The following is a 23,060-nucleotide window of genomic DNA, read 5'->3' as shown; positions in this document are numbered from 1 at the left end:
TTCTTGGATCGCATGGCGGATGCCGTAGCTGCAGCGGGCCCGAACGCCCTTACACGACGTCAGGCCCGGAAGGCGGCGCGGCGCGCCGCCGATCTGGAGCGGGGCTATTCGATCTCCTACAAGCGTCTCTCGCTCGCCTTCGCGGCCGAGGGCGTCATCGTCGCGACCTCGCTTGCCGGCGCCTGGCTCTTCGCCTCGATCTATGGGGGCAACGATCCTCTCGCCTTCTGGATGATGATGCTGGCGCCGATCGCCTACGGCGTCATCGAGTTCAGCCGCGTCCCGCTCGCCGTCTCCATCCGGACGCAGAAGTCGCTTGCCCTGCGGATCGTGGCCGCGGTGGGCGTCGTCGGGGCCGCCGCCGTGACCGTGAAATCGGTCTCGCAGCTCGGGGAGATCATGTTCCGCCCGCGCCTGCAGGAGGCCGTGCAGGCGCATGAGCGGCTCGTGGACGCCAACAATGCCCGTGCGACGCTCGACCGCAAGATCAAGGACGCCGACGAGGTGGTGGCGCAGCGCACGGCGCAGCTCGAGGACGCGGAAAGACGCCTGAAATCGGCCAATACCGAGCTCGGCGCACTCCCGCCCCAGCGCTGCTGGCGGGTCACGAGCACGACGTCCGACGGACGGCGGGTCACCGGGACGCGCTGCTCCACCGACCCGCGCACGGAGGCGATGAAGACCAGCCTCGGCACGGCCCAGAAGGACCGCCAGGACGCCTCCGCGCGGCTCGACGAGGCGCGCGCCGAACGCGCCAAGCTCGACCGCACGGCGATCGACCGCGCGCAGAGCGAGGCGGAGGTCGCGTTCCGGGATGCGATCATGCGCTCGCAGCTCCATTCCTTCACGGGCATGGTCTTCTTCAAGGACCCCGCCCAGGTGACGGAGAAGGAGATCCACTCCTTCCTCTTCTTCTTCGTCTTCATCCCGGCGCTCGGGGCCTCGCTCGCCTCGACGCTGCTCGCGCTCACCTCGGTCGAGAGGTTGCGCGAGGAGGACGACATCGTGCTCGATCCGCAGGCGGGCTCCTTCATCCTCGAGCCCTTCGCGGCGGAGATCATCCGCCACGCCCGCGAGGAAGCGGAGCGCAGCGCCGCCGCGGCGCTCGACCGGGCGCGCCCGCCAGCGCCCGTCGCGCCGGCCGAACCCGCCGGTCCTCCGGCCCCTGCCCAGGCTCCGGCCGCGGCCGCCCAGGCCGGCGGCGCGGCGTCCGCCAGCCATGCGGCCGCACCCGGGCACGCGCCGCTCCGCGTGATCGAATCGGGACGCTGAGCCATGGAACTGCCGAACACGACCGAAAACCGGGTCCTCGCCTCGGCCGTGAATGCCCGCATCAAGTCGGATGCGCGGCTCCTGAACGCGCGCGCCGCGCTCTACCGGCTCGCCGGGATCGGCATCCTCTGCGCGCTGACCGGCGTCGGGATCGGGGCCGCCTTCTACGGCTATTCCTATGCGAACGACCCCACCTTCCCGACCGCCAAGGTCGCGAACGCGGTCGCGGAGGCGCTGCAGAAGGTGACCTTCAAGACGGAGGGCACCGTGAAGCTCGATCCCGAATCGGCCATCGCCGTGAACGGCGGCCGCTCGGACGTCCCCACCCCCACGCCGGCGCAGCTCGGGGCGGGCGCCGTTCCGGAATCGAAGGCGGCGGTGCTCACCAACTTCACCGTATTCAAGAACGTGCCCTACGGGTCGGGCCAGGTGGTTACCGGCTGGAACTTCACCTCCTCCGAGCAGAAGAGCCCAAGCCACCAGTATTGCTACTATTCCGAGCAGATCGACGGGACCTCGAAGGTGACGATCGATCTCGGCGAGAACGGCCGGCCGCTGCCGCAGGCGAAGGCGCGGACAAATGTCGACCCGGCCGTCGCCTACACGAACTGCGTCTGGTTCAGGTCGGGCGCGATCTGAGCGCCCTATCCGTCGCGAGCCCCGGACCGGGCTCCTCCTGTTCAGGCGCCGCCGCCTCTGCTAGCGAGCCGGCACCATGACCGACCGCATCGCCGCCCGCTTCGCCCGCTGCCGCGCCGAGGGCCGCGCCGCGCTCGTCACCTATGTCATGGCGGGCGATCCCGATCCCGAGACCTCGCTCGCGATCCTCTCGGCCCTGCCGGAGGCGGGTGCCGACATCGTCGAGTTCGGCCTGCCCTTCACGGATCCCATGGCGGACGGTCCGGCCATCCAGGCCGCGGGGCTCCGGGCGCTCAAGGCCGGGCAGACGACGGTCAAGACCCTCGAACTGGTGCGCCGGTTCCGGGAGACGGATCCGGATACGCCCGTGATCCTCATGGGCTATTTCAACCCGATCTACGTCTATGGGGTCGAGCGCTTCCTGGCCGACGCGAAGGCCGCGGGAGCGGACGGCTTCATCGTCGTCGACCTGCCCCCGGAGATGGACGAGGAATTCTGCCTACCCGCGCTCCAGGCCGGCTTCGCCTTCATCCGGCTCGCGACGCCGACGACGGACGACAGGCGCCTCCCCACGGTGCTCAGGAACACGGCAGGCTTCGTCTATTACGTCTCGATCACGGGCGTGACCGGCACCGCGACGCCGGATTTCGGCCGGGTCGCCGAGGCGGTGGCCCGGATCAAGCGCCACACCGAACTGCCCGTCGTCGTGGGATTCGGCGTCAAGTCCGGCGAACACGCGGCGGCCGTGGCGCGCGGCGCCGACGGGGTGGTCGTGGGCTCGGCCATCGTCGACGCGGTCGCCCGGTCGCTCGACGCGGACGGGCACGGGACGGCGGAAACGGTACCGTCCGTGACCGCGCTGGTGCGGGATCTGGCCCGGGGCGTCCGGTCGGCCCGGAAGGCGCGGGCCGCCTGACGCTCTGGATGTCGGGCAGGCGGAAGCGTATCTTCAGCTCATGGCAGAGCCTGAGAACCACACCCTGGCGCTGTTGCGCGAAATGCGCACCGACATGGACCGGCGGCATTCTGAAATCACGGCAGAGTTCGCCGCTATCCGTGAGCAACTCGATAAGATGCAGGCGAATGGGCTCGAAGCCATGAAGAGGTTCATCGGCCATCGGACGATGGTCGAGCGCACCGTGGCGTCCTTCGAAGCCGACCTGTCCGACCTGAAACAACGAATGTCAGCGCTCGAAGCCGCGCGCTCCTGACGCGCACAAAGGCATCGCTATATGAACTGGGTCACCGAAGTCGTCCGCCCGCGGATCAAGACGCTCTTCAAGCGCGAGAGCCCCGAGAACCTCTGGATCAAGTGTCCCGAGACGGGGCAGATGGTCTTCCAGAAGGACGTCGAGGCGAATTGGTGGGTGATCCCCGGCTCCGAGCACCACCTCCGGGTCACGGCGACGCAGCGCCTGAAGATGATGTTCGACCAGGGCACCTGGCTGGACGTGCCGCTGCCGGAGGTCGCGACCGATCCCCTCAAGTTCCGCGACGAGAAGCGCTATCTCGACCGGCTGAAGGACGCGCGCGCCAAGACAGGGCAGAAGGACGCCTTCAAGGTCGGCTACGGCCGCTGCGGCGAGCTGCCGACCACGATCGCCGTGCAGGATTTCGCCTTCATGGGCGGCTCGCTCGGGATGGCCGCGGGGGAGGCCTTCATCCGCGGCGCGGAGACGGCGCTCGACAAGAGGACGCCGTATGTCCTCTTCGCCGGATCCGGCGGGGCGCGCATGCAGGAGGGCATCTTCTCCCTGATGCAGATGCCGCGCACGACGGTGGCCATCCGGCGGCTCAGGGAGGCGCGGCTCCCCTACATCGTCGTGCTGACCAATCCGACGACGGGCGGCGTCACGGCCTCCTACGCGATGCTCGGCGACATCCATCTGGCCGAGCCCGGCGCGCTCATCGGCTTTGCCGGCCCGCGCGTGATCGAGCAGACCATCAGGGAGAAGCTGCCACCCGGCTTCCAGCGCTCCGAATACCTGCGCGACCACGGCATGGTGGATCGCGTGGTGCATCGGCGCGACATGAAGGACGAAGTCTCGCGGCTCTGCCGCCTCCTGATGCGGGCGCCCCCGACGGGCGTCGCGACCGAAGCGCCCGCCGCAGAATCCGCCCCGCCCGCACCCGCGGCCTGAGCGGCCGCATGGAATCCTCAGACGCGATCATCGCGCGCTGCCTTGCGCTGCACCCGAAGCTGATCGACCTCTCGCTGGACCGCATCCGGACGCTGCTCGCGCGGCTGCACCATCCGGAGCGGCGGCTGCCGCCCGTGATCCATGTCGCGGGGACGAACGGCAAGGGATCCACCATCGCGTTCATGCGGGCGATCCTGGAGAGCGCGGGGCTGCGCGTGCACGTCTACACCTCGCCGCATCTCGTGCGCTTCCACGAGCGCATCCGGCTCGGCGGGATGCGGGGGGGCCGCTTCGTCTCGGAGGAGCGGCTCGCGGAGGCGCTGCTGCGGGCGGAGGCGCTCAATGCCGGCGAGCCGATCACCATGTTCGAGATCACGACCGCCGCCGCCCTCGACATCTTCGCGGACACACCGGCCGACGCGCTCCTGCTCGAGGTCGGGCTCGGCGGACGCGCGGACGCCACGAACGTGATCGAGCAGCCGGCCTGCGCCGTGATCACGCCGATCGGGCACGACCACGCCGAGCATCTCGGCACGACGCTTGCCGCGATCGCGCGCGAGAAGGCGGGCATCGCCAAGCGCGGCTGCCCGGTCGTGATCGCCCCGCAGGACCATGCGGAGGCCGACGGCGCCCTGCGCGAGGCCGCCGAGCGCGCGGGCGCGAGCCCCATCCTCGTCGGCGCGCAGGACTTCTCGGTCCATGCGGAGGGCGGGCGCCTCGTCTACCAGGACGAGACCGGCCTCATGGACCTGCCCGCCCCGCGCCTCGCGGGCCGGCATCAGTTGGTGAATGCCGGGACCGCGATCGCCGCTCTCAAGGCCGCAGGCTTCGGGGACCTGGAGCAGAGGGCGTTCGAGAGCGGGATTGCCAATGCGGAGTGGCCGGGACGGCTGCAGCTTCTCTCGCGCGGGCGCCTCACGCACCTCCTGCCGGAGGGCGCTGAGCTCTGGCTCGACGGCGGGCACAATGCCGATGGCGGCCGGGCCATCGCGGCCGCCATGGCCGACCTCGAAGAGCGCAGCCCCGCACCGCTCATCCTCGTCTCGGCGATGCTAGCCACGAAGGACGCGGCCGCCTATCTCGGCGAATTCAGGGGGCTCGCGCGCGAGCTGATCGCGGTGCCGATGGCGGCCCAGATCGCCGCGCGGCCGGCGGAAGAGCTCGCCGCGATCGCGGCCCGCGCCGGGCTGAGGAGTTCCGTCGCGGCCGGGATCGAGGCCGCGCTCGACGAGATCTCGGAAACGGTGTTCGAGCGTCCGCCGCGCGTGCTGGTCTGCGGCTCGCTCTATCTCGCGGGCGAGGTCCTGGCGCTCAACGGCACCCCCCCGACATGAAACGGCCCGCCGAAGCGGGCCGCTGAGATCGAAGCCGTCGGGCGGGCCTACGCGGTCTGCTGGATCCAGCGGGACAGATCGCCCTTCGGGGCCGCGCCGACCTTCTGCCCGGCGAGCTTGCCGTCCTTGAAGATCATCAGAGTCGGGATCGACCGGATGCCGAGCTGGGAGGCGATGCCCGGGTTCTCGTCGATATTGACCTTCGCGATCTTCACCTTGCCGGCCATCTCGTTGGAGATCTCCTCGAGCGCCGGGCCGATCATCCGGCACGGGCCGCACCACTCGGCCCAGAAATCGACCACCACCGGCTCGGACGACTTGATCACGTCGGTATCGAAGCTCTGGTCGGTCACCTTCACGGTTGCCATGAAAGAATCCTTGCTGCGGACGGCCGGACCGCCCTTCGTTGCTGACTAGGTATGTTGCGACAGGTTTGTGTCAAGCCGAGCCGGCAAGCGCCCGGTGCAAGGCAGCATCGAGCATGGCGGAGTCGGGCTCGACGATCTCCGGACCGTCCGTCCAGACGAGGACCGGCCTGATCCTCCGGCCCGGATAGGCGCGCGCGAGCACCGCGCGATAGAGCGCAAGCTGGGCGAGGTAGCCCTCCGGCAGAGCGTCGTCGCCGCTCTCCGCGCCGGTCTTGAAATCCGCCACCACGACCTCGTCGGCGGCCACGGCCATCCGGTCCACCTGGCCGACGACGACCCGGCTTCGGCCGTCCGGGCCCGTGACCTCGCCCGCAACCGGCGCCTCGCCCTGCGCGCCTGGCCCGAAGAGCGGCGCGAGCGCCGGATGAGCCACCACGGCGAGCGCGTCCGCGACGATCCTGTCGCGCGCGGACGAGGGCAGGCCGGCCGCCCGGGCCCCGACGAACGCGGCCGCGGCCTCGGCGCGCCTTTCGGGCGGCTGCGCCGCGAGGTGGTCGATGAGCGCGTGAACGAGCGTGCCGCGCCGCCTCGCCTCGGCGCGCGACAGGCCGTCCGGTGCGCGCCGGCGGCGGCCGGCGCCGTCCGGAAGCGCCGCCGAGGGCCGCAGCCGCCGGGCCGGCTCGTCCTCCGGCTCGGCGGGGGCCAGGAGCCAGTCCGGCAGGGAGCCGGCATCGGCCGCCACGGAGGCGCCGCGCGCGGGCTCGGCCGGATGCGTCCCGTCCGCCCAGAGATCCACCTCGCCATAGGGCGTCTCGGTGCGGACCAGCGCATGGGTCGCCTCCGCGAAGCCGCGGCGGACCATGGCGCACCAGGCCTCCTCGGGCTCGCTCCTGCCCGCCGCGAAGGGGGCTATGACGAGCCGGTCCCGGGCGCGGGTCATGGCGACGTAGAGGAGGCGGTTATGCTCCTCCAGCCGCAGGTGCTTGGCGCGCTCGCGCGCCTCGGCTACGACCCGGCAATCCCAGTCCTTCTTCGGCGACCAGACCGGGAGCGGCTGGCCGTTGCCGGCCTGGACCGGAACGAGCGGGGGCTCGCGCCCGAACACGTCGCAATTGTCGATCACGACCACGAGCGGCGCCTCCAGGCCCTTCGCCCCGTGTACCGTCATGACCTTCACCTCGTCGCCGCTCGCATCGAGATCGCGCTTGACCTCGTGCGCGGCCGATTCGAACCGGGCCAGGAACGTGGAGAGGGACGGCGTATCCGTCCCGATCTCGGAGGTCTGCGCGTAGATCAGGAAGGAATCGATCGCGTCGGCGGCCTCGCCGCCGAGCCGCTCGACAAGACGGCGGCGGCCTTCGCCGGGGCCGAGCAGCGCCGCATAGAAGCCGAACGGGCCGTGCTCGCGGGCGAGCTCGCGCCAGCGCGCGAGCGCCCGACAGGCGGCCTCGGCCCGCATGTCCCCGTCCTTCGCGGCGCGCTCCAGCGCCTCGACGAGGGGCTCCGCCTCGCCGCGATCGGCCGCGATGCGGACGAGGTCGTCGTCGTCCAGGCCGACCAGCGGCGATTTCAGCGCGGCCGCGAGCACGAGGTCGTTGCGCGGCAGGAGCGCCGCCTGGCCCGCCGCGACGAGGTCGTTCACCGCGATGTGCTCGCCCATGTCGAAACGGTCGGCGCCCGCGACCGGCACGCCCGCGGCCTTGAGGGCTCGGATCACGGCGAAGAAGGCCGGCCCGCGGCTCCGCACCAGGACGAGGATGTCCTTCGGCCGCCAGACGCGTCCGGTCGCGTTCCCCGGCCGGGTCCAGCACTGGATCGCCTTGGCGATCCGGCTCGCGACGACGACCGGCGGAGCATCCTTCTCGGGCTCGTCGAGCGGTTCGCTCCAGGCGTCCGGATCTTCGGTGCCCTCCTTCCTCACCTCCGTCGGCCAGATCTCGACCTGGCCCGGCGCGTTCGGGCGGGCGCTGGCGTGGCTCGTGCCGACGGCTGCATCCTCGAAGGAGAGGCCGCGGAAATGCGCGGCCACGCGGAAGGTGTGGTCGACCGCCTTGAGGATCGCCGGCGCCGACCGGAAGGAGAGGTCGAGCCGCACGTCGGCGAAGTCGAGCGAGGCCGCCTCGGTCAGCCTCTTCCAGTGCCGCCGGCCCTCCTCGAACCAGCGCGGATCGGCGCCCTGGAACGAGTAGATGGACTGCTTGGGGTCGCCGACCGCGAAGACCGTGCGCGGCTTGGAGGTCGGGCGGCCGGCGCCGGCCGTGAACTCCTCCGTGAGACGGCGCAGGATGCGCCACTGGTCCGGATTGGTATCCTGCGCCTCGTCGACCAGCACATGGTCGATGCCGCGGTCGAGCTTGTAGAGCACCCAGGCGGCCGAGCCGCGATCGAGCAGCTCGAGCGTCTTGCGGATGAGGTCGGCGAAATCGAGCGCGCCCAGCCGGCGCTTGGCGGCCTCGGCCGCCCTCCGCACCGCGCCGGCGAGCAGGTAGAGCGCCTGCGTGCGCTCCACCGTCTGGACCGCCTTGAGCATCTCGCCCAGCGCGACGAGCCGCTCCTGCTCCTTCGCCAGCGCGGCGCAGACGCCCGGATCGACCGCCTTGGTCGCGAGCGACCTCTTCGGCGTGCCCTTGCCTCCGTCGATGAAGAAGACCGACCTGTAGGCCGCGAGCCGCTGGTCGGCCGGAGCCGCGGAGGCGGCAGCCTCCAGCGCGGCGGCCTGCGCCGCATCCGTCCTGCTGCCGGTCCGGCGCAGCTCGGCCGCGAGCGCCGGCAGCTCGGAGGCCGGGATGCCGTCCTCCAGCATGGCGCGCTCCACCTCGCGCGAGGCAAGGCCCGCCGGGACGCCGAGCGCCGCCCAGAGCGCCGAGAGCGCCATCTGGCGCTCGTCCGGATCCCCCGGGACGCGCTCGTCGAGGACGGCGCAATCGATGAGGCCGGTCAGCGCATCGCCGGTGCAGATCGCGCCCGCGATCTCCAGCGCTTCCCCGAGCGGCCCGCCCGTCGCGGCCTCCGACAGGACGCGGGCGCGGGCGGCGGCGAGAAGCTCCGCCGTCTGCGGCTCGTCCAGCACGGCGAAGCGTGCCGGCACGTTCGCCTCGAACGGCACGAGGTGCAGTATGCGCTCGCAGAAGGCGTGGATGGTCTCGATCTTGAGCCCGCCCGGCGTCTCGACGGCCCTGGCGAAGAGCCGGCGCGCCCGGGCCAGCGTTGCGCGGTCCGGCCTCGCCCCGGTCATCTTCTCCAGCTCGTCGCGCAGCGAGACCTCGTCCAGAGTGACCCAGCTGCCGAGCCGTTCGAAGACACGGATCGTCATCTCGGCCGCGGCCGCCTTGGTGAAGGTGAGGCAGAGGATGCGCGACGGCTCCGCGCCCTCGAGCAGGAGCCGGATCACGCGGTCGGTCAGAACGCGCGTCTTGCCCGCGCCCGCATTGGCCGAGACCCAGGCCGAGGCGCGGGGATCGGCGGCCCGTCGCTGGCGCGCAAGCGTGTCCGCCGGGATGACGAGATCGCCGCTCATCTCTCGCCCCCGGCATCGTCCGCGCCCGCGGTCGCCGACCATTCCTTCACGCGGGCGAGATGGTCGTACGGCGAATGCGCCCGCGCATATTGCGGATAGGGCCGGGAGCGGTAGCCGGCGCCCTCGACCGCGTAACGGCGGACGAGCTTCTCCAGGCCCTCCAGGTGCTCCTCGACGAGAGCCGCGATGCTGCGCCCGTCCTTCTTGGGCGTCTCGACCGCCCTCTCCCGCAGGAGCTCGCGTCCGCCGATCTTCACGTATTCCAGCACGGGCAGCGCCTCGGCCGCGGGCACGCGGTCGAAGCCGCCGCGCATCAGCATCGCGGCTTCGAGGGTGAGCTGCGGCGAGAAGCCAACCGCGACCTCCCTGTCGCTCGGCACCCGCCCGCTCTTGAAATCGATGATGACGGCCTCGCTGCCCGTCCCGTACTCGATGCGGTCGGCGCGCGCGCGGAGCATGAAGACGTCGCCATCGGCGATCGGAATTGCGATCTGGCCGGAGCGCTCGACGTGGATGGCCGAGAGGCGCGCGCGCCGCTTGCGCTCCCATTCGAGATAGGCTGGCACGAAGCGCACGAAGGCCGGCCACCACAAGGCGTAGAGCTCGGGATAGGCCTCCTCGATCGGCCCGAACCGATCGGCGCCGCGCTGGAGCAGCTCGGCCTCGGCATCCGCGGGCAGCTCCTTGGGATGGGCGGCCGCGAAGCCACCGACGATCTCGTGCAGGATGGTGCCGCGCTCCGCCGCCGAGGGCTGCACCGCGATCGGGTCGAGCGGCTCGAGCCGGAGGACGTGCCTGGCGAAGATCGCGTAGGGGTCGCGCACCAGCGTCTCGATCTCGGTCACGCTGAGCTTGCGCGGGAAGCGCTCCGGTCCCGGCTGCGGCTCCGGCCGGCGCAGAGGCGGGACGGGTCGCGGCGTATCGAGCGCGGCCGCGAGCCGGCGGTAGCGGTCGCCCCTTGCGACCATCTCGCTCCAGACCGGCTTCCCCGCGAAGGCCTGCAGGCGCTCCAGGAAGCGCGACGGGACGGTCGGCTTCCCGCCGCGTTTTCTGGCCCGGGAGACGATCGCATCCCGCACGCCGAGCGCCTGCACGAAGTCATGCGCGGTCTGGCCGATCCGCCGCTCCGGCGGGGTCAGGCCGAGCTTCAGCCGCATCGGCCGGTTCAGGAAGGCGTCCGTCTCGGCGACCGGCGGCCAGATCGTCTCGTCGAGACCTCCGAGAACCACGCGGTCCGCCTCGATGAGGCGGGCTTCGAGAAGGCCGAGGATGCGAATGCGCGGATGCGTGCCGCGGATCTCCGGCGCCAGCTGGCGGTCGCGGGCCAGCGCCGAGAAGAAGGCGGGGTAGTCGGAGAAGCGGCCCAGGATGGAACGGCCGGCACCATCCTCGACGCGCGTGGCGGCGAGCTCGTCGAAGAGCCCGTCGAGGCAGTCGCGCGCCGGATCTGGCGGCCGCCCCGTGCCGGGGGGCAGGTCCGTCAGCCCCGCGACGGCGTCCGCATGCAGCCCGGCGAGCCGGACGAGGTCGACGAGCCTGCCATCGGCGCCCGCCTGCCGGAAGGGCCCGAAAGCGAGGTCCAGCCGTTGCAGAATCTCGGCCGCGAGATCCCAGTCCTCGGGCGACAGGATGCGGGCGGGCAGCGGTTCGCGGCGGCTCTTTCCAGCGCGGCGCAAACGGTAGGCCGCCGCGATGCCGTCGAGCCCCGGTCGGGGGGCCGGCCCGCGCAGGACGCCGAGCTCCAGAGCGGCCGCGCCGCGCTCCACCTCCTCGCGGGCGAGTCCGAGCGTAACCTGCGGGTGGGCGAGCAGCGCCAGCACCTGAACGGGCTGGAAGTCGAGCGCGGCAGCCTCGGCTGCCAGTCGGGCGAGCCGGCCAGGCGCGGTGTCGGCGAGCGGGATGCCTGCCGAATCAGCGATGCGGATGCCCCAGCGGCCGAGCTCGGCCGCGACGCGCCGGGCGAGGCTGCGGTCGGGCGTCACGAGCGCCGCGCGCCGACCAGGTGTCGCCAGCGTCTCCCGAAGCGCGACCGCGATGGCGAGCGCCTCCTCGCGCTCGTCCGCCGCCTCGATCAGGACCAAGCCGTCCGTTCCCTCGCTGGCCACGATATGCCGCTCGACCTTCGAGATCTCGGCCCAGAGATCGGTTGTGTCCGCCGGCCGCATGATCTCGGAGAGGAGCCGGCGCCGCGGCTCCAGGGCGGGGTCGCGCGGCCCGAGCGGCGTCACGGCAGAGCGGGCGGTCCCGACACTTTCCTCGACGAGGCGGCGCAGGATGAATTGCGGATGGCCATGCACGCCTCCGCTCCGGCCGTCGCCGCCGATCGCCGCCCAGCCCTTCTCGTCGAGATCGAGATCGAGCCCGGGGAGCACCACCGCCCCCCGAGGCAGGCGCGCGATCGTGGCGAGCAGCCGCGCGGTGGCCGGGATCGAGCCGGTCGAGCCCGCCGCGATCACGGGACCGGCCGGCGGCTCGCGCTCGAGCCGCCGCCGCTCGGCCTCGATCACGGCGTTGCGGCGCACGGCAGGATCCATGGCGTCCCGCTCGGCCAGGATGCCGGGCCAGAGCTCGTGCGCGATGCGGACGAAATCGAGCGTGAGGCGGAAATACTGCGAATAGTCGATGTCGACGACCTCCTCGAGCGCCTCCCAGTCCACGCTCTCGGTCGCGAGCGCGTCCATCAGGCCTTCGAGATCCGCCGCGAGCGACACCGCATCCGCGGGCGAGCCGGGCACCATGAAGGGCGTGTCGGGGTCCAGGCGCAGCTCGCTCCGGTCCACCCGCGCCGCCCAGACCTGGACGAGCCGGGCCAGGATGAGCCGCCGCTCGAGCGGCGGGATCGCGGGCTTCAGGTCGGCGGAAGCGGAGGCGCCCCCCGTCCCGCTCTCCTCGTCCGCATCGCCCAGCGGCACGATCCGCGGCAGGACGAGGCCGCGCCCGCGCGCCCGCGCGGCGAGCAGCTCCGCGAGCGCCCGCCCCGCACGCCGCGTCGGCAGGTAGATCGTCGCGGCTGAAATCTCGTCCGGGCCGAGAGGCCCGACCAGCTCACCGGAATGGAGCGCATCGGCCAGAGTCGCGAGGAAGGGCGTCCCCGGCGGGATCGTGAAGAGTTTCGGTTCGGCCAAGAAGCGTTCCATGGGAGCGGGGGCGAATCCCCCGCCGTCTCACGAACAATACGGGAACAACCAAACCCGCGAAACGGAGCAGGAGGCGGGACCGCACATCCCTCGATCCTCAGTTCCGTTCCGCCTCCGCGAGCCGCGCCTCGGCCTGGCCGATGGCTTCCGGCGTGCCGACATGGAGCCACTCGCCTTCGAGCGGCAGCCCATAGAGCCGCCCGGCCTCGATCGCCCGGTCGAACAGCAGGTTCAGCGAGAAGGCGCCGTTCGGCGCGTCGTCGAAAAGGCTCGCCTTCAGGATCGCCGCCCCGGCATAGACATGAGGCGCAAGCGCCCCGTAGGCGCGCCGCGTCAGGCGTCCGCCTGCATCCATGTTGAAGTCGCCGAGCCCGTCATAGCCGAGGCTCTTCCGCGGCGCGAGAAGAAGAAGGACGTCCATGTCCTGCGGCCGCCAGGTCTCCATGAGACGCGCCAGGTTCTTGGTCTCGCGCTCGGTCCAGAGCGAATCCGAGTTGAGGACGAGGAACTCAGGCCCGAGGAGCGGCAGGGCGCGCTTGATCCCGCCGCCCGTTTCGAGGAGCGCGTCGCGCTCGTCGGAGATCGTCACGTCGAGATCGGTGCGGCCAGCGAGATGGGCCTCGATCATGTCCGGCAGATAGTGGACGTTGACCACCACCCTGGTCAGCCCGGCCTCGGCAAGGCGGCCCAGCGCGTGATCGATGAGCGCCCGCCCACCGACTTCGACCAGGGGCTTGGGTCGCGTCTCGGTCACCGGGCGCATGCGCTTGCCGAGGCCGGCCGCGAGCACCATGGCGGGTATCGGATCCGCGACCGGGGTTCCCGGCTCTGCTTCGGGCTGCGGCGCCTCCGCGGCGGTCCCGTCCGCGGTGGGCGGACTCCGCTCGGCCTCCCCGCCAGCCTCCGCCGCGCCGCTCGGGAGCTCGTCGCCCGTCCTGGCACCGACGGCCGCGGGCTCGGCATCGGCCCGCTCGTCCTCGACCGCCGGCTGCGGGATGACATCGCCGCCGTGATACTCGAACCAGGCCCGGAGCCGGACAAGCGCCGGATGGGCGAGGTTGCGGGCGAGATAGGCTCGTATCCGGGGGAGATGCGCGAGGTATTGCGGCTTGCCGTCCCGGCGGTCCAGCCGGGCGAAGATGCCGAGGATCTTGGTCGCGCGCTGCGCGCCCATGATCGCGTAGGAGGTCGCGAACTCGGCCATGTCGAAGCCGGGATCCGCCGCCTTCCGCTCCCGCCCGTAGAGGGCGAGGAGCTTGAGCTCCAGTTCCGTCGGGACGGTGACCCGCGCATCCTGCAGGAGCGAGGCGACGTCGTAGGACGCCGGCCCCATGACCGCGTCCTGAAAATCGAGCAGCCCGACGCGGCGGATGCCCTCGCGCCCCGCCAGCCAGATCAGGTTCGGCGAGTGGAAGTCGCGCAGCGTCCAGGTCTGCGGGCCGGCCAGGATGTCGGCCAGCGTGTCGCGCCAGATGTGTCCGAATTCCGCCCGCACGGAACCCGAGGGTTTCGTTCCCACGATGAAGGGCAGGTACCAGTCGAGCAGGAGCTCGGCCTCGATCAGGAAGGCGTCGAGATCGTAGGGCGGAATCTGGTGGAGCCCGTCCTCGCCATAGGGCAGTTCGGAGGGGAGCCTGCGCGAATGGAGCCGCGCGAGGAGGCGGATCGCTTCCGCATAGCGGTCCGGGATCGGACCGTTCCCGTCGGCGACGGGCTCGCTGCCGAGATCCTCCAGCAGAACGAGCCCGATATCGAGATCCTCGGCCAGGATCTGCGGCGCGCTGAAGCCCTGATCGACGAGGCCTCGGTCCATCGCTGAGAACGCGTGCACGCTCTCGGCGAGCCGCGCGATGGCACTGTACGGCTTGCCCCGCCTGACCGGCGGGCCGTCGGGCCGGGGCGGCGAGATCATCAGCACCGCCGTCTCCCCGGACGGCTTCACCACACGCTCGTAGGCACGGCTCGACGCGTCGCCCTGCATGAGGATGCGCTCGGCATCTCCCCACCCGGCGCGCTCCAGGAGACTGACCAGCGCATGGGCGCGCAGGACGCGCTCGGCGACCGGGCCTGCCCCCGAGACGAGGGCTCGCCGTCCCCCGCTCGCCGGGTCGAGCTCAAGAAGCACGTCGAGGCGCTCGGCCGGCAGGTGGTCGGGCGCGCGCTCCGGCCATTCCACCAGCACGATCGAGCTTGCCTGGATCTCCTCGAAGCCGAGCTCGTAGAGCTCGCCCCCGCCTGCGATGCGGTAGAGATCCGCATGGACGACCGGGACGTCGCCGGCATCGTAGGTCTGGAGCAGGGTGAAGGTGGGGCTCGGCGCCTCCAGCTCAGGGTCGCCCAGTCTGGCGCGGAGAATGGCCCGGGCGAGCGTCGTTTTGCCCGCCCCGATCTCGCCCGAGAGCGCGACGAGGTCGCCGGCCTGCAGTTCGGCGGCCAGCATGCGCCCAAACTCGACCGTCGCCGCCTCGTCGGGGAGCGGCACCTCGATCGGCATCCTGTCGCGGATGATCTCGGCCGCGCTCGGGGCGGCCTTCTGGGTCACGGGCATGCCGGCCTCTTGCAGGCCCTCGGGTCGGGACGCAACCCCGCCGCCGGGCGCCTCAGGCGGCGATCCGCTCCGCCGGGCCGCCATCCTCGGCCGGGAAGTAGCAGGTCACCACCGTGCCGGCACCCGGCGACGACTGGAGCTCGACACGGCCGCCATGCAGCTCGACGAAGGAGCGCACGATGGAGAGGCCGAGCCCGACCCCGCGGTGCCCGGACCCGGCCGTGTGGCTTTCGAAGCGGTCGAAGACGCGCTCGCGCACCTCTTCGGGGATGCCCCGGCCGTGGTCGGTTACCGACAGCACGATGTCGCCTCCTTCGCGCCGGGCCCGAACGGTGATGGTCTGGCCGGGCGAGGAGAAGCCGGCCGCGTTCGACAGGAGATTGAACAGGATCTGGCGGACGCGCTTGGCGTCTCCCGTGAAGGAGCCGATATCGGCCGGGACGTCCACCACGAGGTTCAGCCGGTCCTCGACGAGCCGGTCGTTGATGCCGCGCGCAGCCGCCTCGATCGTCGCCCGGATGTCGATGCGCTCGCGCGCGAGCTCGATCGTGTCCGCGTCGATGGAGGCGAGGTCCAGGATGTCGTTGATGATGGCGAGCAGTGCGGCGGAGGATTGCATGATGTGCGCCGCGTATTCCCGCTGGCGCTCGTTCAGCTCGCCGATGGTCTCGGCCCCAAGGAGCTCGGTGAAGCCGATGATGTTGGTGAGCGGCGAGCGCAGCTCGTAGGAGACGTGGTGCACGAACTCGTTGCGCAGGCGAGAGGCAAGCTCGAGCGCCTCGTTCCGCTCCGTCAGCGCGCGCTCCACGTTCACGCTCGCGGTCACGTCCACGAAGGTGAGGAGCGTGCTGCCGTCAGGCAGAGGCTCGGCCGCGCATTCGAGGACGGATCCGTCCGGCCGCTCCATGCGGGTCTCCACCCGAAGCCGCGTGTCCGAGAAGCCGGAGACGGCGGCCGTGAGATCGGCCCAGGAGCCGTCCTGTGGAGACAGGGCTGCGCAGAGCTCCACGATCTTCGAGACGTGCGGCTCGCCGGCGAGCGCGGCGGCCTCGAGCCGCCACTGCTTGGCGAAGGCGGTATTGAACAGCCGCAGCCGCCCGTCCGCGCCGAACAGCGCGACGCCCTCGGAGAGGGTGTTCAGGGTCTCGCTCTGGACCTTGATGAGCGAGTTGTAGCGCGATTCCAGATGCATCCTGTCCGACACGTCGTCGAACAGGTAGGTAAGTCCACCCTGCGGGTTCGGGTTGGCCACGACCCGCAGCGTGCGCCGGTCCGGCAGGTACCACCACGTCTCGCGCGGCTCGAGCGAGCGGTACGCGTCGAGCATCCCGGCCTTCCAGGCGCGATAGTCGGCCTGTTCCGGCAGAAGCCGCAGGCTGCGCAGGCGGTCCAGGATCTCGCCATCCGTGGGGCGCGAGCCGAGGAATGCGTCGTCGAGATGCCAGAGCTGGCGGTAGGCTGCGTTGTGGAAGACGAGCCGCTGCGCGGAATCGAACATCGCCACTGCGGTCGGGAACTGGTCGAGCGTGCGGGTATGCGCCTTCATGAGGCGCTGCAGGTCGGCCCGCAGGGCCTCTAGCTCCGAAACGTCCTGGGCGATGCCGCCCGCGCCCGCCGGAAGCGGAGCCTCGGTGATGTCGAGCACGCGACGCGCGCCTGCGACGATGGCCGCGACCCGAGCCCGAAAGACCTCCCCCGCCTCGCGCCGGCGCGCCGCCTCCGCGCGGTCGCCGCGCTCCATCAGCTCGAGCGAACGTCGGCAGGCGTCCTCGGCGTCTGCCGCCTCGACCGCCGCGCAATAGGCCCTGTTGGCGAAAGTGAGTTGGCCGTCGGGCCCGCGCAGCCAGACCGGCTGGTCGATCGAATCCAGAAGGGCGCGGAGCGTGTCGAGGCGACGGCGCATCTCGGCCTGCTCCTCCTCCGTCCTGAGGAGATCGGCCCGGTAGCCCGTCACCTCGCGCAGGCGCAGGAGCGCGCGACCGCCCACCGCCCGCCCCTCCGCCTCGATGAAGCGGCCCTCCGCCGAACGGGCGACCAGGCGGAAGCCTTCGCCGCGATCGCGCAGCCGTTCGACGGCGGCCTCGATCTGTCCGGCATCGGGCGGCAGGAGCCACGACCCGAAGGCGAGGAGCCGCCCCGGGCTCGCCGGCTGGACGAACGAGGCGAAATCCCCTTCGACCGCCACACCGCCATCCCGTCCGGACCAGAGCACGACGGCCTGGCGGTCCGACCCCATGAGGAGCTCAGCGCGCTCGGCAGCATCGCGCAGATGGTCGAGTTCCGCCGTGAGATCGCGCTCCCGCTCCGTCCAGATCCGGCGCTCGCGGATGTGCAGGATGGCGAGCGTCGTGGAGAAGATCACGAGCCCGGTCAGGATCGCGAAGCCGAAAGCCGAGCGCGGATCGAACCACAGCAGGGAAGGCAGGAAGTCTGCGTTGAGCAGGTCGAGGGGACCCGCGGCCGCGCTCGCACAGGCGCCCATGCCGGGCCCGATGAGCAGGAGCAGGCGAAGAGACTGGAACACGACCTGAGAGTGACGGCGCCGGGGCCGGCGCCACGATGCCGCCGTCACGGCTGTCCGGGCCGGCGCCGGGATCCGGCAGCGGCTGGGCGGCCGCTTCGGACGGTTCGTCTATGTCTGAAAATGACTGGGCGGCTCATCGCGGCAGGCCTGAATCGCGAGGAATGGGGGGATCCATCCCTCGCGAATCGCTGCAGTCTAGTTTGCCGCCGACTCCGCCCGGAAGCGGTTTCGCCATCTTTGTGGCCGGCTCCGGAACAGCCGGCTCGAGCGTGACTCGTCCGCAACAGCCGGACGAGTCGGGTCCGCCTCAGTACCGATAATGATCCGGCTTGAAGGGCCCGGTCTCCGATACGCCGATGTAGCTCGCCTGGTCAGGCCGAAGCTTCGTCAGCTTCGCGCCGATCTTCTCCAGGTGCAGCATGGCGACCTTCTCGTCGAGGTGCTTCGGCAGCGTGTAGACCCTGTTCTCGTACTTGCCCGGATTGGTGAAGAGCTCGATCTGGGCGAGCGTCTGGTTGGTGAAGGATGCCGACATCACGAAGGAGGGGTGGCCCATCGCATTGCCGAGATTCACCAGCCGCCCTTCCGACAGGAGGATGATCCGGTGCCCGTCCGGGAACTCGATCTCGTCGACCTGCGGCTTGATGTTGTTCCACTTCAGGTTCTTCAACGCCGAGACCTGGATCTCGTTGTCGAAGTGGCCGATGTTGCAGACAATGGCCCGATCCTTCATGGCCCGCATGTGATCGATCGTGATCACGTCCTTGTTGCCGGTCGCGGTGACGAAGATGTCGGCGCGGGGCGCCGCGTCCTCCATGGTGACGACCTCGTAGCCTTCCATCGCGGCCTGCAGAGCGCAGATCGGATCGATCTCCGAGACGAGCACGCGGCAGCCGGCGTTGCGGAGGGAAGCGGCCGAGCCCTTGCCGACATCGCCGAAGCCCGCGACCATCGCGACCTTGCCGGCCATCATGACGTCGGTGCCGCGGCGGATGCCATCCACGAGCGACTCCCGGCAGCCATAAAGGTTGTCGAACTTCGACTTGGTGACCGCGTCGTTGACGTTGATCGCCGGGAAGAGCAGCCGGCCTTCCTTCTCCATCATGTAGAGGCGGTGGACCCCGGTCGTGGTTTCCTCCGACACGCCCCGGATGGATTTGGCGAGTTCGCCGAACCAGCCCTTCGGCTTCTCGGCCAGGGTCTTCCTGAGCAGCGCGAAGAGGATCTCCTCCTCCTCGCTCTCGGGCTTGTCGAGAAAGGCCGTGTCGCCGCCCTCGGCCCGGACGCCGAGATGGACGAAGAGCGTGGCGTCGCCGCCGTCGTCGAGGATCATGTTGGGCATCCCGCCGTCGCCCCACTCGAAGAGCTTGCGGGTGTAGTCCCAGTAGTCGACGAGGCTCTCGCCCTTGCGGGCGAAGACCGGGATGCCGCGGGCGGCGATCGCGGCGGCGGCATGGTCCTGGGTGGAGTAGATGTTGCAGGAGACCCAGCGGATATCGGCGCCGAGCGCCGCGAGGGTCTCGATGAGGACGCCCGTCTGGATGGTCATGTGCAGCGAGCCGGCGATGCGGGCGCCCTTCAGCGGCTGCGCCGGACCATATTCGGCCCGCACCGCCATGAGGCCCGGCATCTCCGTCTCGGCGATGTCGAGTTCCTTCCGTCCCCAAGCGGCAAGCCCGATATCGGCGACGATGTAATCTCCCGTGGACTCGACCTTCCTCAACGGCTGCGACATGAGCGGGGCACTTTCTCGATGATGGATGATAGCGCGCCTATAGCAGCGGTCCGCCTCCGTGGCAATCAACATATAAAGATGTCTTTATATCTGTTCCGAACAGTCCCGAGCGCGGCACGGTGAGCGACGGCGAGCCGCGGACGGGCCGCGAGGGCTTCGTGATCACGCGCGAGCGGCTGCGGGACGGCAGCCACCTCGCGGCGATCCGCGCGCGGGCGACGCCCGACTTCCCGATCCGCTCCGACGCGGAGATCGAGGCGTCGCTGGCCGAGACGCTCGCCGGCCATCCGCCGGGAGAGGACGTGTGGGTGTTCGGCTACGGCTCGCTGATGTGGAACCCGGCCTTCCGGTTCGAGGAGCGCCGGCTCGGGACCGTGCGGGGCTGGCACCGGCGCTTCTGCCTGTGGCTCTCGCGCGGGCGCGGCAGCCCGGACTGCCCGGGCCTGATGCTCGCCCTCGACCGCGGCGGCACCTGCCGCGGCGTGGCCTTCCGCATCCCGGCCGCGGAGGCACGGGAGGAGTTGCTGCTCGTGTGGCGTCGGGAGATGCTGTCCGGCGCCTATCTGGCCCGGTGGGTCACGGTCGCGACGGAGGAGGGCCCGGTCCGGGCCGTGACCTTCGTCGTGAACCAGGGTCACAAGCGCTATTCGGGCAAGCTCGGCGAGGCGGAGACCGCAGAGCGGATCCTCGCCGCATCCGGAGAACTCGGATCCTGCCTCGACTATTTCGAACGGACGGTGCGCATTCTGCGCACGCTCCAGGTCAGGGACGCGGCCTTGGAGCGACTGGAGACCGAGATCGAGCGGCGGTCGGGGCGAAGCGCCTGAGACGGGCTACTCGTCCTCTCCGAAGCGGCTCTCGACGAGCGCCGCGATGGCGGCCAGGCTTTCCGCCGCGTCGTGCCCGGCCGCAACGACCGTGATGGTGGTGCCCTTGGCGGCGCCGAGCGTCAGCAGCCCCATGATGGACCGGCCTCCGACCGTCTCGCCGCAGCGGGTCACGGTCACGGCCGCATCGAAGCGCTCGACCGTCTGCACGAATTTGGCGGAAGCGCGCGCGTGCAGTCCCTTCTTGTTGACGATGAGCAGGTCCCGATAGAGGGCACCCTCCGGGATCTCGGCAGGCGGGCAGTCCTCCGTCTCGGCGTCCATGCAGGCAGCTACTTTCCGGCCAGGACGCGGGAGGCGACGTTGATGTATTTGCGGCCAGCCTCCTGGGCATGGAGGACGGCGTCCTTCAGGCCCTCCTCGTCGCGGACGGAGGCGAGCTTGATGAGCATCGGCAGGTTGATCCCGGCCACGACCTCGACCGACCCGCCGTTCATACATGACAGCGCGAGATTCGAGGGCGTGCCGCCGAACATGTCGGTCAGCACCACCACGCCCGAGCCGGTATTCACCCGGCAGACAGCCGCCATGATGTCCTGGCGGCGCGTCTCCATATCGTCCTCCGGACCGATCGTGATCGTCTCGATCTGCTCCTGAGGCCCGACGACGTGTTCCAGCGCGGCGCGGAACTCCGTCGCAAGCTGCCCGTGGGTCACGAGCACCATACCGATCATGCGCGAACTTGGTCCTCACCCATACGGGCGGAAGAGATCATTTTTGTGCAGTGCAGTGGCAGACGCAAGAGCATTGCGACCTTTTGCTCAAGGAACGGTCACAAAAGGATCATGCAGGTGGCCGAGCCGCCACATCACGGATCCCAGCGCCGAAGCCCTGTCGGCCGCGATCCGGGGCAGCGGGATGCCTTGCAGGCTGACGGACCCCGCGTCCTCGTCCAGAAGCCGGGCCGGCACATGCTCCAGATCCACGACGAGGCGGAGGACGGCTGCCTCGACGAACGGAACCCGCACGATGCCGACCCCCCGGATTTCGAGCAGGCCCGCGATGGCCGATGGAGGACGGGCGAGGACCCGGCCATGCGCGGCCGCGAGCGCAACGCGGTCGTCGGCGACCAGGGCGGCATGACGCCCCGTCTCCCGCGCGCGCTGCACGAGGTCCCGGGCGAGGCTGGACTTTCCCGCCCCGGCCGAACCGCGAAGGAGGATCCCGTCCTCGCCGAGGACGAGGGCGGTCGCATGGATTGTCGCGGCCGAGGCGCTCATGCCGGCTTGACTGCGGGGAGCCGTACAACGAAGCGCGCGCCTTTGCGGGGAGTGCCATCGGGCGCGGGCGGACGGTTTCCGGCCCGGATCGTGCCGCGGTGGGCTTCCACGATCTGGCGCGAGATGGAGAGGCCCAGGCCTGAATTCTGGCCGAAGCCGTGGTCCGGCCGGTCGGTATAGAAGCGCTCGAAGATGCGTTCCACCGCATGAGGCGGGATGCCCGGCCCCTCGTCGTCCACCGTGATCTCGACCTCGCGCCCGCGCCGGGCGACCTCCACCCGGATGATGCTGTCCGGCGGCGAGAAGGAGCGGGCGTTGTCGAAGAGATTGTTGAACACCTGGCCGAGCCGGGAATCGTGCCCGATGATCGTGAAGGCTTCCGGCGCGCCCTGCTCGACGGAGACTTCGATCACCGGCTCATGCGGGCGCCGCCGTTCGTTTGCGATGGACACGACGGTCTCGACGAGCCGGCGCATGTCGATCGGCTCCGCCTCCGCCCGTGCGAGCTCCGCGTCGAGGCGCGACGCGTCCGAGATGTCGCTGATCAGCCGGTCGAGGCGGCGGACATCGTGCTGGATGATCGACATGAGCCGCTCGCGGGTCTGGTCCGTCTTGGCGACCGGCAGGGTCTCGACGGCGCTGCGCAGGGATGTGAGCGGGTTCTTCAGCTCGTGCGCGACATCGGCGGCGAAGGACTGGATTGCATCGATGCGGTTGTAGAGGGCCGCCGTCATCTCGCGAAGCGCCCCGGACAGATGGCCGATCTCGTCGGACCGGCGCGTAAAATCCGGAATCTCCTGCCGGGCCTTGGTGCCGCGGCGGACGCGCTCGGCCGCCTCCGCCAGACGGCGCACGGGTCCGGCGATCGCGCCGGCGAGCAGCGCGGAGAGCAGGATCATCACCAGCGCTGCGACCAGGAACACCTGGAGAAGCTGGAAGCGCTCGGACGCGATGGTCGCGTCGATGTCGCCGCCCTGGGTCGAGAGGAGCAGCGCGCCGCGGACCACGCCTTGCCGCTGGATCGGAACGGCGACGGACACGATGGTCTCGCCCTGGCGGTTGGCACGAACGGAAGAGGCCGTCTGCCCGCCGAGAGCCCTCTGCACCTCCGGAAGGTTGCGCGCGTCGACCGGGCCGACGTCGTCCAGGGCCGGCCGTTCGCGCTCGAACGGGCGTCTGAGAAGGTTCCAGGCCTGCTCGATCAGGCTCGGCTTGGGCGGCTTCGGGATGGGAGCCGGCTCCGCCCGGAGATCGCCGCGCGCATAGAGGGTGCGGGAATCCAGCGTGAGCGTCCCGTCGCGGTCATAGATGCGGGCGCGGGTGCCGGTCGGCGTGACGAGCCGGCGCAGAAGCGGCGCGACGCGCTCGGGATTGATCGAAAACTGGAGCGGGGAGAACGGTTCGTCCGGCTGTCCCCCGCCCTCGCCCGCCTGGAGCTCGAGCAGCCGGTCGGGATCCATGGTCACGGACCCGGACTCGACGGTCGCCGAGGACGCGATCGCGCCGGCGATGATCTCGCCCTGGATCAGGAGGCTGTTGACCCGCGCCTCGATCAGCCCCTGTCTGAATTGGTTCAGGGTCAGGAAGCCGACCAGGAGCGCGACGAGGCCGGCCAGATTGAGGACGACGATGCGGCGGGTCAGGCTCGACGAGGCGCGGCCCAGCAGCCAGCGCCCGAACCCGCGCAGCCGGGCGGATGCGCCCGCGCGGGGCTTCAAACCCGGGCCGCCCGCGGATG

Annotated in this window: 16 protein-coding genes and 2 pseudogenes; 7 read left to right on the top strand and 11 right to left on the bottom strand. The window is 70.8% G+C overall.

Going from position 1 to position 23,060, the window contains the following annotated elements; all coding sequences use genetic code 11:
* Positions 1-12 precede the first annotated feature (12 nt).
* The 6 genes from HJG44_RS02270 (at position 13) to HJG44_RS02245 (ending at position 5,386) form a co-directional block, all read left to right on the top strand.
* Positions 13-1,272, top strand: coding sequence for an ATPase (locus HJG44_RS02270; protein WP_171216705.1), 1,260 nt, complete (start codon positions 13-15; stop codon positions 1,270-1,272).
* A 3-nt stretch (positions 1,273-1,275) separates the two neighbouring features.
* On the top strand, positions 1,276-1,911 hold the full coding sequence (locus tag HJG44_RS02265) for a hypothetical protein (protein WP_171216704.1): 636 nt from the start codon (positions 1,276-1,278) through the stop codon (positions 1,909-1,911).
* Between the two features lie 76 nt (positions 1,912-1,987).
* Positions 1,988-2,827 (top strand): tryptophan synthase subunit alpha, encoded by an 840-nt coding sequence (gene trpA / locus HJG44_RS02260; RefSeq protein WP_171216703.1) that lies wholly within the window; start codon positions 1,988-1,990, stop codon positions 2,825-2,827.
* Positions 2,828-2,867: 40 nt separating this feature from the next.
* Entirely contained in the window at positions 2,868-3,122 is a 255-nt protein-coding gene (locus HJG44_RS02255) for a hypothetical protein (protein ID WP_171216702.1), read from the top strand.
* Positions 3,123-3,143: 21 nt separating this feature from the next.
* Positions 3,144-4,052 (top strand): acetyl-CoA carboxylase, carboxyltransferase subunit beta, encoded by a 909-nt coding sequence (gene accD, locus HJG44_RS02250; protein WP_171216701.1) that lies wholly within the window; start codon positions 3,144-3,146, stop codon positions 4,050-4,052.
* Positions 4,053-4,060: 8 nt separating this feature from the next.
* Positions 4,061-5,386: a bifunctional folylpolyglutamate synthase/dihydrofolate synthase gene (locus HJG44_RS02245; RefSeq protein WP_171216700.1), complete on the top strand. Its 1,326-nt coding sequence runs from the start codon at positions 4,061-4,063 to the stop codon at positions 5,384-5,386.
* Positions 5,387-5,433: 47 nt separating this feature from the next.
* Here HJG44_RS02245 and trxA read toward each other — a convergent pair whose 3' ends face one another.
* The 7 genes and pseudogenes from trxA to ahcY form a co-directional block, all read right to left on the bottom strand.
* Complete coding sequence (gene trxA, locus HJG44_RS02240; protein ID WP_171216699.1) at positions 5,434-5,754, bottom strand: thioredoxin; 321 nt, start codon at positions 5,752-5,754, stop codon at positions 5,434-5,436.
* 70 nt (positions 5,755-5,824) lie between these two features.
* Positions 5,825-9,271 (bottom strand): double-strand break repair helicase AddA, encoded by a 3,447-nt coding sequence (addA, locus tag HJG44_RS02235; protein WP_171216698.1) that lies wholly within the window; start codon positions 9,269-9,271, stop codon positions 5,825-5,827.
* Positions 9,268-12,408, bottom strand: a complete 3,141-nt coding sequence (gene addB / locus HJG44_RS02230) for a double-strand break repair protein AddB (protein ID WP_171216697.1) — start codon at positions 12,406-12,408, stop codon at positions 9,268-9,270. Before addB ends, addA begins: the two co-directional genes overlap by 4 nt.
* 97 nt (positions 12,409-12,505) lie before the next feature.
* Positions 12,506-13,192, bottom strand: a pseudogene (locus tag HJG44_RS23500) (nucleotidyltransferase family protein); the annotation flags it as partial.
* A 159-nt stretch (positions 13,193-13,351) separates the two neighbouring features.
* Positions 13,352-14,956: pseudogene (gene tsaE, locus HJG44_RS23495) on the bottom strand (tRNA (adenosine(37)-N6)-threonylcarbamoyltransferase complex ATPase subunit type 1 TsaE); the annotation flags it as partial.
* A gap of 52 nt (positions 14,957-15,008) precedes the next feature.
* A complete protein-coding gene (locus tag HJG44_RS02215; protein ID WP_171217265.1) occupies positions 15,009-17,438 on the bottom strand; it encodes a sensor histidine kinase in 2,430 nt (809 codons plus the stop codon).
* 349 nt (positions 17,439-17,787) lie between these two features.
* Positions 17,788-19,215 carry an adenosylhomocysteinase gene (ahcY, locus tag HJG44_RS02210; protein WP_171216696.1) on the bottom strand — a complete coding sequence of 476 codons (1,428 nt, stop codon included), beginning with the start codon at positions 19,213-19,215 and terminating at the stop codon, positions 17,788-17,790.
* Positions 19,216-19,334: 119 nt separating this feature from the next.
* Between ahcY and HJG44_RS02205 the strand changes: the two genes are divergently transcribed.
* On the top strand, positions 19,335-20,042 hold the full coding sequence (locus tag HJG44_RS02205; RefSeq protein WP_346767064.1) for a gamma-glutamylcyclotransferase: 708 nt from the start codon (positions 19,335-19,337) through the stop codon (positions 20,040-20,042).
* A 6-nt stretch (positions 20,043-20,048) separates the two neighbouring features.
* Here the strand turns inward: HJG44_RS02205 and HJG44_RS02200 are convergent, their stop codons facing one another.
* The 4 genes from HJG44_RS02200 to HJG44_RS02185 all read right to left on the bottom strand — a co-directional run bounded on the left by HJG44_RS02200 (position 20,049) and on the right by HJG44_RS02185 (position 23,040).
* Positions 20,049-20,366, bottom strand: coding sequence for an HPr family phosphocarrier protein (locus HJG44_RS02200; protein WP_171216695.1), 318 nt, complete (start codon positions 20,364-20,366; stop codon positions 20,049-20,051).
* An 8-nt stretch (positions 20,367-20,374) separates the two neighbouring features.
* Positions 20,375-20,776 (bottom strand): PTS sugar transporter subunit IIA, encoded by a 402-nt coding sequence (locus HJG44_RS02195; RefSeq protein ID WP_171216694.1) that lies wholly within the window; start codon positions 20,774-20,776, stop codon positions 20,375-20,377.
* Between the two features lie 87 nt (positions 20,777-20,863).
* Positions 20,864-21,322 (bottom strand): HPr kinase/phosphorylase, encoded by a 459-nt coding sequence (locus HJG44_RS02190; RefSeq protein ID WP_171216693.1) that lies wholly within the window; start codon positions 21,320-21,322, stop codon positions 20,864-20,866.
* Positions 21,319-23,040 (bottom strand): sensor histidine kinase, encoded by a 1,722-nt coding sequence (locus HJG44_RS02185; RefSeq protein WP_246735994.1) that lies wholly within the window; start codon positions 23,038-23,040, stop codon positions 21,319-21,321. The genes HJG44_RS02190 and HJG44_RS02185 overlap by 4 nt, the downstream gene beginning before the upstream one ends.
* Positions 23,041-23,060: the final 20 nt, after the last annotated feature.

Source organism: Enterovirga aerilata, assembly GCF_013044135.1.
GTDB classification, from domain to species: Bacteria; Pseudomonadota; Alphaproteobacteria; order Rhizobiales; family Beijerinckiaceae; genus Enterovirga; species Enterovirga aerilata.
Note: the sequence above shows the minus strand (reverse complement) of the source record. Positions and strands in the feature narration are given on the sequence as shown.

Coding starts and splice junctions, on each gene's coding strand:
- HJG44_RS02270 (WP_171216705.1), top strand. CDS start 13: ATGGCGGATGCCGTAGCTGCAGCGGGCCCGAACGCCCTTACACGACGT.
- HJG44_RS02265 (WP_171216704.1), top strand. CDS start 1,276: ATGGAACTGCCGAACACGACCGAAAACCGGGTCCTCGCCTCGGCCGTG.
- trpA (WP_171216703.1), top strand. CDS start 1,988: ATGACCGACCGCATCGCCGCCCGCTTCGCCCGCTGCCGCGCCGAGGGC.
- HJG44_RS02255 (WP_171216702.1), top strand. CDS start 2,868: ATGGCAGAGCCTGAGAACCACACCCTGGCGCTGTTGCGCGAAATGCGC.
- accD (WP_171216701.1), top strand. CDS start 3,144: ATGAACTGGGTCACCGAAGTCGTCCGCCCGCGGATCAAGACGCTCTTC.
- HJG44_RS02245 (WP_171216700.1), top strand. CDS start 4,061: ATGGAATCCTCAGACGCGATCATCGCGCGCTGCCTTGCGCTGCACCCG.
- trxA (WP_171216699.1), bottom strand. CDS start 5,754: ATGGCAACCGTGAAGGTGACCGACCAGAGCTTCGATACCGACGTGATC.
- addA (WP_171216698.1), bottom strand. CDS start 9,271: ATGAGCGGCGATCTCGTCATCCCGGCGGACACGCTTGCGCGCCAGCGA.
- addB (WP_171216697.1), bottom strand. CDS start 12,408: ATGGAACGCTTCTTGGCCGAACCGAAACTCTTCACGATCCCGCCGGGG.
- HJG44_RS02215 (WP_171217265.1), bottom strand. CDS start 17,438: ATGGGCGCCTGTGCGAGCGCGGCCGCGGGTCCCCTCGACCTGCTCAAC.
- ahcY (WP_171216696.1), bottom strand. CDS start 19,215: ATGTCGCAGCCGTTGAGGAAGGTCGAGTCCACGGGAGATTACATCGTC.
- HJG44_RS02200 (WP_171216695.1), bottom strand. CDS start 20,366: ATGGACGCCGAGACGGAGGACTGCCCGCCTGCCGAGATCCCGGAGGGT.
- HJG44_RS02195 (WP_171216694.1), bottom strand. CDS start 20,776: ATGATCGGTATGGTGCTCGTGACCCACGGGCAGCTTGCGACGGAGTTC.
- HJG44_RS02190 (WP_171216693.1), bottom strand. CDS start 21,322: ATGAGCGCCTCGGCCGCGACAATCCATGCGACCGCCCTCGTCCTCGGC.